9 protein-coding genes are annotated in these 9,537 nt (G+C 72.2%); 8 read left to right on the forward strand and 1 reads right to left on the reverse strand.

What is annotated here, in order from left to right; genetic code table 11:
* From recD to folE, 3 genes are all read left to right on the forward strand, one after another.
* The coding region (gene recD, locus E4F61_RS13005; RefSeq protein ID WP_238382940.1) for an exodeoxyribonuclease V subunit alpha at positions 1–1,122 on the forward strand (1,122 nt) is incomplete at its 5' end.
* 142 nt (positions 1,123–1,264) lie between these two features.
* Positions 1,265–1,726, forward strand: coding sequence for a glycine zipper domain-containing protein (locus E4F61_RS13010; protein WP_133480059.1), 462 nt, complete (start codon positions 1,265–1,267; stop codon positions 1,724–1,726).
* A gap of 210 nt (positions 1,727–1,936) precedes the next feature.
* Positions 1,937–2,530 carry a GTP cyclohydrolase I FolE gene (folE, locus tag E4F61_RS13015; protein WP_133480060.1) on the forward strand — a complete coding sequence of 198 codons (594 nt, stop codon included), beginning with the start codon at positions 1,937–1,939 and terminating at the stop codon, positions 2,528–2,530.
* A gap of 16 nt (positions 2,531–2,546) precedes the next feature.
* On the opposite strand, the gene E4F61_RS13020 is transcribed toward folE, so the two are convergent.
* Positions 2,547–3,707, reverse strand: a complete 1,161-nt coding sequence (locus E4F61_RS13020; protein ID WP_133480061.1) for an aminotransferase class V-fold PLP-dependent enzyme — start codon at positions 3,705–3,707, stop codon at positions 2,547–2,549.
* A gap of 97 nt (positions 3,708–3,804) precedes the next feature.
* Between E4F61_RS13020 and egtB the strand changes: the two genes are divergently transcribed.
* The 5 genes from egtB to E4F61_RS13045 all read left to right on the forward strand — a co-directional run.
* Positions 3,805–5,067: an ergothioneine biosynthesis protein EgtB gene (egtB, locus tag E4F61_RS13025; RefSeq protein ID WP_133480062.1), complete on the forward strand. Its 1,263-nt coding sequence runs from the start codon at positions 3,805–3,807 to the stop codon at positions 5,065–5,067.
* Complete coding sequence (gene egtD / locus E4F61_RS13030) at positions 5,064–6,056, forward strand: L-histidine N(alpha)-methyltransferase (protein ID WP_133480063.1); 993 nt, start codon at positions 5,064–5,066, stop codon at positions 6,054–6,056. Before egtB ends, egtD begins: the two co-directional genes overlap by 4 nt.
* On the forward strand, positions 6,053–7,048 hold the full coding sequence (locus E4F61_RS13035) for an NAD(P)/FAD-dependent oxidoreductase (protein ID WP_238382942.1): 996 nt from the start codon (positions 6,053–6,055) through the stop codon (positions 7,046–7,048). The genes egtD and E4F61_RS13035 overlap by 4 nt, the downstream gene beginning before the upstream one ends.
* A gap of 110 nt (positions 7,049–7,158) precedes the next feature.
* The gene (locus E4F61_RS13040; protein WP_133480067.1) at positions 7,159–8,394 is read left to right on the forward strand and encodes a TCR/Tet family MFS transporter; all 1,236 of its coding nucleotides are present in this window, start codon (positions 7,159–7,161) and stop codon (positions 8,392–8,394) included.
* A 56-nt stretch (positions 8,395–8,450) separates the two neighbouring features.
* On the forward strand, positions 8,451–9,537 hold a 1,087-nt coding region (locus tag E4F61_RS13045), incomplete at its 3' end, for a DNA topoisomerase IB (protein ID WP_133480064.1).

Genomic DNA, 9,537 nt, shown 5'->3' on the forward strand with positions numbered 1-9,537 from the left:
CGCGCCGCCGACCGCATGGCCGGCGGCGTGCGTCGCGTGGCGGACGCGCTGCGTGCGGACGGCGTCGACGGCGATCTCTGCGATGCGCTGCCGCTGCAGGCTTCCACGCTGCATCGCCTGCTCGGGCTCCTGCCCGGTCGCACCGCCGCACGCTTCGATGCGGTGGAGCCGCTCAAGCTCGACGTCCTCGTGGTCGACGAGGCCTCGATGGTTGACCTGCCGCTCATGTGCAAGCTCCTCGAAGCGTTGCCGACCGGCGCGCGGCTGCTGCTGCTCGGCGATCGCGACCAGCTGCCCTCGGTCGAGGCGGGCGACGTGCTTACCGCGCTCGTCGCCGCGAGCGACGCGCCCGTGCATGCCCGCGCGCCGCTCGCCGGTCGGCGCGTGCACCTGGATCGCACGTATCGCCAGACCGACACGCTGACGCTCGAGCCGGTCGCCGATGCGGTGCGTCGTGGCGATGCCGCCGATGCGCTTGCGGCCTTGCGCGCGGGCACCGATGGCCTGCGTTTCCACGAGGGCGCGCTCGATCCGCTCGCGCCGGATACGCGCGACGCCTTGCTCGCACCCTGGCGCGAACTGCGCGCCTGCAGCGAGCCGCACGACGCGCTCGCGCGCGTCAATCGCGCGCGCCTGCTCACGGCCTTGCGTGAGGGACCGCAGGGCGCCGTGCAGCTCAACACGCGCATCGAACTCGCGCTCGCCGGTGCGCAGCGCGAGCCGTATTTCCACGGGCGCCTGTTGATGGTCACCGAGAACAGCGCGCGACATGGCCTGTTCAACGGCGACGTCGGCGTATGCCTGCGCGACGTGGACGGCGCGCCGATCGCCTGGTTCGACGGTCCCGACGGCCCGCGCGCGTTCCATCCCGGCGCGTTGCCGGCGCATGCGAGCGCGTTCGCGACCACCGTACACAAGGCGCAGGGTTCGGAGTTCGACGTCGTGTGGCTGCAGCTCCCGTCCGTCGACACGCGCGTGCTCACGCGCGAACTCGTCTACACCGGCCTCACGCGCGCGCGCAGCGCGTTGCACGTGCTCGGTCCCGCGTCCGCCATCGAGGCCGCGCTGGCGCGGCACGCGCGACGCGTTTCGGGTCTGGCGCAACGCCTCGGCGCCGCCTGAGCGCCGCGGCGTCGGCGCACGCGTTAAGCAGCCGTTGGCGAAATCGCCGCGTTTCTTCACTCGCGATGTACCGGGGGCTGCCCACAGTCGGCTCACCGCTGCCGGCCGGTTGCCGGCTCCCCCCAAACCAACGGAGTCAACGATGAGCGACGTCAAGAAAGACCATAACCTCGGTTCCGGCACGGGCGCCGTCGCGGGTGCCGTCACCGGTGCGGCGATCGGCTCGGCCGCGGGCCCGGTCGGCAGCCTCGTGGGCGCCGTCGCCGGTGGCATCGTCGGCTCGAAGGCGGGCGACTCGATCGCCGAAGCCGTGAACCCGACGGGTTATGAGAGCCACTTCCGCGACAACTACACCAAGACTGACTACTACAACAGCTCGCGCGACTGGAACGATTACCAGCCGGCGTACAAGTACGGCTACGAGACGTACGGCCAGTACCGCGGCAAGGATTTCGACACCGTCGAGCCCGAGCTGGAGCGCAACTGGGACGCCACCAAGGGCCAGTCGCGACTGGCCTGGGGTGAAGCCCGCGGCGCCGTGCGTGACGGCTGGCATCACATCGAGCGCGCCATGCCGGGCGACGCCGACCGCGACGGCCGTTGAGTGATCGTCCACGCGGCCCCGCCGCGTGATCGCTAAGCGATACGCGTCAAACGCTGCGACCGCTACCCGCAGCATCGAGGGGCCGGGCAACCGGCCCCTCGTTCTTTTGTCGGGGCGAACCGCCCGCGGGACACCGCATTCCGGTGTGCGCCGGCGCCGTGCCGAAGCCACTGCGCTACGATTCCGCGTCCATGCACGCAGGATCGATCCATGTCCGAGAACGACAAGCCCAGCCGCGACGAAGCGGAAAACGCGGTGCGCACGCTGCTGCGCTGGGCCGGCGAGGACCCGACGCGCGAAGGCCTGCTCGACACGCCGCGCCGCGTGGTCGATGCCTACGGCGACTGGTTCAGCGGCTACGGCACCTGCGCGAAGACGTACCTCGAGCGCACGTTCGAGGAAGTGGCCGGCTACGACGAGATGATCGTGCTGCGCGACATCGAGTTCGAAAGCCACTGCGAGCACCACATGGCGCCGATCATCGGCCGCGCGCACGTGGGCTACCTGCCCGACGGCAAGGTCGTGGGCATCAGCAAGCTCGCGCGCGTGGTCGAGAGTTTCGCGCGCCGCTTCCAGGTGCAGGAGAAGATGACCGCGCAGATCGCCGAGGTGATCCAGCGCGTGCTGCAGCCGCGCGGCGTCGGCGTGGTGGTCGAAGCCAGCCACGAGTGCATGACCACGCGCGGCGTGCACAAGCGCGGCGTGTCGATGACGACGTCGACCATGCTCGGCGCGTTCCGCGAGGACGCGCGCACGCGCGCGGAGTTCCTGCAGTTCATCCGCAGCGGGCAGGGCGCGCGCTGACCGGTCGCGCGCGCCGCTAGCCGCGGCGCGCGTTCGCCTGCACGATCGCCTGGGCCACGCGGTCGATGTCCGCCGCGCCCAGGTGCAGGTGCGGCGCGAGGCGGAACACGCCGTCGCGCTCGATGCAGACCACGTGCGAGGCGGCGAACGACGCGCGCAACGCGTCCAGCCGCGCCGGCGGCGGTGCGATGCCGAGCAGGTGCGGCGATGCGGGCGACAGGCACCAGTCGCCGATGCCGGCGGCATCGAGCGCTGCGCGCAGACGCGCCGTCAGCTCGCCGAGCCGTTGCGCGACCGCCGCGGGCGTCCACTCGAGCAGCTGCGCGAGCGCGGCCTCCGCCGTCGCCAGCCGCAGCGGTTCCGTGACCTCGCCGCCGTCGAAACGGCGCGCACCGTCGCGGTACGGCGGCGGCGCGTCCATCCCGAAATGCCACGGACGCGCGGGCGCGCGGCCCTGCCAGTGCTGCTCGAGCGGCGCGATGCGCTCGCGCCACGCCGCCGATGCCCACAGCAGGCACAGGCCCTTCTGCATCAGCAGCCAGTTGTAGCCCACGCTCATCGCGAAGGCCGGTCGCCACCTATCGACGTCGCCGGGCAGCACGCCGAGGCTCTGGCTGAGGTCGAGCACCAGCGGCACACCGCGCGCACGGGCGGCGTCGGCGACCGCATCGAGATCCAACAGGCGGCCGTCGCGCCAGTGCGACTGCGACAGCACCAGCACGGCAGGGGGCGCGACCTCCAGCAGCCGCAGCGTGGCGGCCCTGGCATCAACGCGGTCGATCGCGTGCAGCGCGGCGCCGATCGATGCGCAGCGCACCTGCCAGGGCAGCAGCGTCGAGGGAAACTCGCCATCGAGCAGGGCCACGACGTCGCCGGCACGCAGCGGCCAACCGGCCGCGATCGTCGACATCGCGTGCGCGACCGACGGCACCAGTGCGACCGACTCCGCGTCGGCGCGGCCGTCGGCGTGGAACAGCCGCGAGCCGAGCGCCCGGACGCGCTCGATCTGCGCGTCCCAGTCGGCGAAGGACAGCCGCCACGGCGCGGCGCTTTCGTCCCAGGCGCGGCGCAGCGCGGCATGGACGCTACGCAGGCGGGGCGCGTTGGAGGCGGTGTCGAGGTAGAGCGCGCCGTCCGGAATCAGGAAGGCGTCGCGGACGTCGGGCGGCAGCGGCATGGCGCCACTGTAGAGCACGCCCAGCCGTCACCCGGCCGTCGCGGCCGCCGCCTAGGCTTTCCGCATGGGACCCGCACTGGACACCCGGACTGCCGCGATGCAGGACGCGCCGAGCCGCGCCCGCGAGCCCCTCGCGGCGCGCTACGGCGACGTGCGTGCGCGCAGCGTCGAACTGGCCGCGCCGGTCTCGCCCGAGGACGCGATGCTGCAGTCGATGCCCGACGCCAGCCCGACCAAGTGGCACCTTGCGCACACCACGTGGTTCTTCGAGACGTTCGTGCTCGGCGAGCTGGCGGGGCATCGCCCGGTCGACGCGACCTGGCAGGTGCTGTTCAACAGCTACTACCAGAGCGTGGGCCCGCAGCATGCGCGGCCGATGCGCGGGCTGCTGTCGCGGCCGTCGCTGGCCGAGGTGCTCGACTACCGCGCACGCATCGATGCGCGCCTGCAGGACGCGCTCGCGCGCGGCGAGCTCGACGACGCGCTGCGCCTGCGCGTCGAGGTCGGCCTGCAGCACGAGCAGCAGCACCAGGAGCTGATGCTCACCGACCTGCTGCACGCGTTCGCGTGCAATCCGCTGCGCCCCGCGTATCGCGACGACCTGCCGTCGCGCGGCGAGTGCGCCGGCCCGCTCGGCTGGCAGCGTTTCGACGAAGCGGTCGTCGAAGTCGGTGCACCTGCGTGGCCCGATGCGACGCGCGCCTTCGCGTTCGATCCCGAATCGCCACGCCACCGCGTGCTGGTCGCGCCGTTCGCGCTCGCCACGCGCCCGGTGACCTGCGGCGAATACCGCGATTTCATCCGCGACGGCGGCTACCGCACGCCGGCGCTCTGGCTCAGCGACGGCTGGGCGCGCGTGCAGGCCGAGGGCTGGGAGCGCCCGCTCCACTGGCTCGACGAGCAGCACGACTTCACTCTCGGCGGCGTGCGCGCCATCGACGACGACGCACCGGTCGCGCACATCAGCTACTACGAAGCCGATGCGTTCGCCCGCTGGGCCGGCGCGCGGCTGCCGACCGAGTTCGAATGGGAGCGGGCGACGCAGGGCGTGCCCGTCGAGGGCAACTTCGTCGACGAGGGCCGCCTCGCGCCGGCCGGCAACGCGGCCGCCGGTATGCGCCAGCTGTTCGGCGACGTCTGGGAATGGACGTCGAGCGCGTTCCTGCCGTACCCGGGTTACCGGCCGTGGCCCGGCGCGCTCGGCGAATACAACGGCAAGTTCATGGTCGGCCAGCAGGTGCTGCGCGGCGGCAGCTGCGCCAGCCCGCGCGACCACCTGCGCGCCAGCTACCGCAACTTCTTCCCGCCGCACGCGCGCTGGCAGTTCGCCGGCCTGCGCCTGGCCAAGGACCTCGCATGACGCTCCTGCATCCGCATACCCGGCTGGCGCCCTCGCCGCCGGCGCTGCTCGACCTGCATCCCACGCCCGACGACATGCGCGCCGACGTGATCGCGGGCCTGTCGGCCACGCCGAAGACGCTGCCGTCGAAGTACTTCTACGACGCGCGCGGCTCGCAGTTGTTCGAGGAGATCACGCGCCAGCCGGAGTACGACCTCACGCGCACCGAGATCGCGCTGATGCAGCAGTCGATGCGCGAGATCCGCCTCGCGGTCGGCCCGGATGCGCACGTGGTCGAGCTCGGCAGCGGCAGCGGGCGCAAGACGCAGCTGCTGCTCGGGGGGCTCGCGTCGCCGGTGGCGTACACGCCGGTGGAGATCTCGCGCGAGATGCTGCTCGACGCCACGCAGCGGCTGGCCTACGCCTTCCCCGACGTGCAGATGCTGCCGGTCTGCGCCGACTTCACCCGGCCGGTGCCGGTGCCGCCGTCGCTGATCCCCGCCGCAAGCACGCTGCTGTTCTTCCCCGGGTCCACGCTCGGCAACTTCGACGCGCGCCAGTCGGTCGACCTGCTGTCGGCCATGCGCGAGACGATGGGCGACGGCGGCCTCGCACTGGTCGGCATCGACCTGGTCAAGGACGTCGCCGACATGGAGGCCGCCTACAACGACGCCGCGGGCATCACGGCGGCCTTCACCCTGAACCTGCTCGCGCGCCTCAACCGCGAACTGGGCGCGGACTTCGACCGGCGCCGCTTCTCGCACGTGGCGCGGTTCTCGCCCGAGCGCAGCCGCATCGAGACCTCGATCGTCAGCCGCGGGCTGCAGGTCGTGCGCGTCGCGGGGCATGCGTTCGTGCTGGAGGACGGCGAGCCGATCCACGTGGAGATCTCGCACAAGTACACCGACGCCCACTTCGACGCGCTCGCCGCGCAGGCCGGGCTGCGCGTGAGCCATCGCTGGAACGCGCCGGCCGACCGCTTCGGCCTGCGGCTGCTGGAACCCGCATGAGCGGCGACGACCTGCTCGACTGCCTGATCGTCGGCGCGGGCCCGGCCGGGCTCACCGCGGCGACCTACCTGGTGCGCTACCACCGGCGCATCGTCGTACTCGACGCCGGCAAGAGCCGCGCGCGCTGGATCCCCACCAGCCACAACGCGCCCGGCTTCCCGCGCGGCATCGAGGGCCACACGCTGCTGCAGCAGCAGCGCGAGCAGGCGATCGGCTATGGCGCGGACATCGAGGACGCCTGCATCGCGCAGCTCAATCGCATCGACGAAGGCTTCGAGGCGGTCGCCGCCGATGGCCGCCGCTGGCGCGCGCGCTTCGTGATCCTCGCGACCGGCATCGTCGACGTGATGCCGCCGCTCGAGGGGCTCGAGGACGCGATCGCCAACGGCGCGGTGCGCCTGTGCCCGGTCTGCGACGGCTACGAGGCCAGCGACTGCCGCGTCGCCGTGTACGGCCCGGTCGACAGCACGGTGAGCCACGCGCTGTTCCTGCGTACGTTCTCGCGCGAGGTCACGGTGATCGCGAGCGACGACGCCACGCCGTCGCCCGACGCGCTCGCGCAGGCGCGCGATGCCGGCATCGACGTACTGCCGACGCCCGCCAAACTCGCGTTCGAGGGCCGTGCGACGGTCGCGCGCTTCGCCGACGGCCGCGAGCTGCGCTTCGACACGCTCTACCCGACACTGGGCTGCGCGCCGAACAACGACCTCGCCCTGCAGATCGGCGCGGAGCTCGACGCGAACGGCGAGATCGTCACCGGCGACGACCAGCAGACCCATGTCGACGGCGTCTACGCGGCGGGCGACGTGGTGAGCGCGCTGAACCAGATCGCCGTGGCGGTGGGCCACGCCGCGATCGCGGCCACCAAGATCCACAACCGCCTGCCGCGCAACTGGCGCGAGCGCGAGGACCTGCAACCCGAGACCGCGCAGGCGCTGCCCAGCCCGCCCGGCACCACCGGCCCGGAAACGCCGAAGTCGGCGCAGGCCTGACCGTCGGCGGTGCCGGCCGGACGTGCCGGCCCAGCGTCCGCGGCCGGGCGCATCGCCGCTAGACTGCACGCCCGCCTCCGTCGCTGGACCCGCCCGTGGACACCGCGCCCATGCGCGGGCGCCGTGCCGCGCTCGCCTTCATCTTCGTCACCGTGCTGATCGACGTGCTGTCGTTCGGCCTGATCATTCCCGTGCTGCCCAAGCTGGTGCAGATGCTCAACGGCGGCGACACGGAGCACGCCGCGTACTGGGTCGGCACCTTCGGCGCGGTGTTCGCCGCGGTGCAGTTCCTGTCGTCGCCGGTGCAGGGCGCGCTGTCGGACCGGTTCGGGCGCCGGCCGGTGATCCTCATCTCCTGCCTCGGCCTAGGGCTCGATTTCGTGTTCATGGCGCTCGCGCCGACGCTCGCGTGGCTGATGGTCGGCCGCATCATCTCGGCGATCGCGTCGGCCAGCTTCACCACCGCGAACGCGTACATCGCCGACGTCACGCCGCCGGAGCAGCGCGGCAAGGCGTTCGGCATGATCGGCGCGGCGTTCGGCCTCGGCTTCATCATCGGTCCGGTGATTGGCGGGCAGCTCAGCGAGGTGAGCCTGCGCGCGCCGTTCTGGGCCGCGGCCTGCCTGTCGCTGGTGAACTTCTGCTACGGCCTGTTCGTGCTGCCCGAATCGCTCGCGCCGGAGAAGCGCGCGAAGCGCTTCGACTGGTCGCAGACGCGGCCGTTCGCCTCGCTGTCGATGATCCGGCGCTACCCGCAGATCACCGACCTGATCGTGATCGTGCTGCTCGCGGCGTCGACGCATTACGTCTACCAGAGCACGTTCGTGCTGTACGGCGATGTCCGCTACGGCTGGGGCCCGAAGGACGTGTCCTACGTGCTCGCGGTGGTCGGCGTGCTCAGCGTGATCGTCAACGCGCTGCTGGTGGGGCGCCTGATCCAGCGCTTCGGCGAGCAGCGCGCGATGAGCATCGGGCTGGCCTGCGGCGTCGTCGGTTTCGCCATCTACGGCGCGGCGGCACAGCCCTGGATGTTCTGGCTGGGCCTGCCGATCAGCGCGCTGTGGGCGGTGTCGCAGCCGGCGGCGCAGGCGCTGATGACGCGCGAGGTCGGTCCCGAGGCGCAGGGCCGCCTGCAGGGCGCGATCATGAGCCTGGTCAGCCTGATCGGCGTGGTGGCGCCGATGACCTACGCCGCGACGTTCGGCTTCTTCATCGGCAGGCGCGCGCCGATGCACCTCCCGGGCGCGGCGTTCTTCCTCGCCGCGGTCGTGCTCAGCGTCGCCTGGCTGATCGCGATGCGCCATGCGCGTCGCCACGCCGCCGCGGTGGAACCCGCCGCCGCCTGAACGTGCGCGGCCGATTGGCGCGGCGTTGACGACGCCGCGTCGATGCTCGGTCGCTCATGAGCGCCGTCCTTCCATTGCCCGCCGAGGGCGCGATCGCCGCGCGGCAGGCCGGGCTGGTCTACGTCAGCGATACCGCGCCCGGCATCCGTCGCCAGAAGAAGGGCGACGGTTTCGCCTATCTCGATGCCGACGGCCGCGCGATCGACGACGAGGCCACGCTCGCGCGCATCCGCGCACTGGCGATCCCGCCCGCCTATACCGATGTGTGGATCTGCCCCGACCCGGACGGCCACCTGCAGGCCACCGGCCGCGACGCGAAAGGTCGCAAGCAGTACCGCTACCACCCCGACTGGGCGGCCGTCCGCGGCGACGGCAAGTTCGAGCGCATCGTCGCGTTCGGCGAATCGTTGCCGAAGCTGCGGCGGCGGCTGTCGCGCGACCTCGCGCAGCGGGGTTTCCCGCGCGACAAGGTGCTGGCGATCGTGGTGTCGGTGATGGCGCGGACGCTGATCCGCGTCGGTAACGACTGCTACGCACGCAGCAATAAATCCTTCGGCCTGACGACGCTGCGCAACCGGCATGTCGGCTTCCTGCGCGGCGGCCGCGCGAAATTCCAGGTCCGTGGCAAGTCGGGCCTCGATCACGAGATCGTGCTCGACGACGCGCAGCTGGTGAGCCTGGTCAAGCGCTGCCAGCAGCTGCCCGGGCAGTCGCTGTTCCAGTACGTCGACGACGACGGCGCGACCCAGCCGGTGGGCTCGTCGCAGGTCAACGACTACCTGCGCGGAGCGCTGGGCGAGGCGTTCACCGCGAAGGACTTCCGCACCTGGGGCGGCACGCTCGCGGCGATCGAGCGCTTCGCCGCGCTCGACGCACCGGTCGAGGCCAGCGAGCGCGAGCTGGCCTCGATCGAGAAGCAGGTGGTGGCGGAAGTCGCCGACATGCTCGGCAACACGCCCACCGTCTGCCGCAAGGCCTACATCGACCCCGCGGTGTTCGACGGCTGGCGCAGCGGCCGGCTGCGCACGCTCGCCGGCAATACGCGCAGCGCGCGCAGCTGGGAACGCGTGGCGCTGCGCTTCCTGCGCGAGGCGCGCCGCGCGACCGAACGCGCCGCGCGCAAGACCGCGCGGGCCGCGCGGC

The organism is Cognatilysobacter segetis (assembly GCF_004359965.1).
GTDB lineage: Bacteria > Pseudomonadota > Gammaproteobacteria > Xanthomonadales > Xanthomonadaceae > Cognatilysobacter > Cognatilysobacter segetis.

Coding starts and splice junctions, on each gene's coding strand:
- E4F61_RS13010 (WP_133480059.1), top strand. CDS start 1,265: ATGAGCGACGTCAAGAAAGACCATAACCTCGGTTCCGGCACGGGCGCC.
- folE (WP_133480060.1), top strand. CDS start 1,937: ATGTCCGAGAACGACAAGCCCAGCCGCGACGAAGCGGAAAACGCGGTG.
- E4F61_RS13020 (WP_133480061.1), bottom strand. CDS start 3,707: ATGCCGCTGCCGCCCGACGTCCGCGACGCCTTCCTGATTCCGGACGGC.
- egtB (WP_133480062.1), top strand. CDS start 3,805: ATGCAGGACGCGCCGAGCCGCGCCCGCGAGCCCCTCGCGGCGCGCTAC.
- egtD (WP_133480063.1), top strand. CDS start 5,064: ATGACGCTCCTGCATCCGCATACCCGGCTGGCGCCCTCGCCGCCGGCG.
- E4F61_RS13035 (WP_238382942.1), top strand. CDS start 6,053: ATGAGCGGCGACGACCTGCTCGACTGCCTGATCGTCGGCGCGGGCCCG.
- E4F61_RS13040 (WP_133480067.1), top strand. CDS start 7,159: ATGCGCGGGCGCCGTGCCGCGCTCGCCTTCATCTTCGTCACCGTGCTG.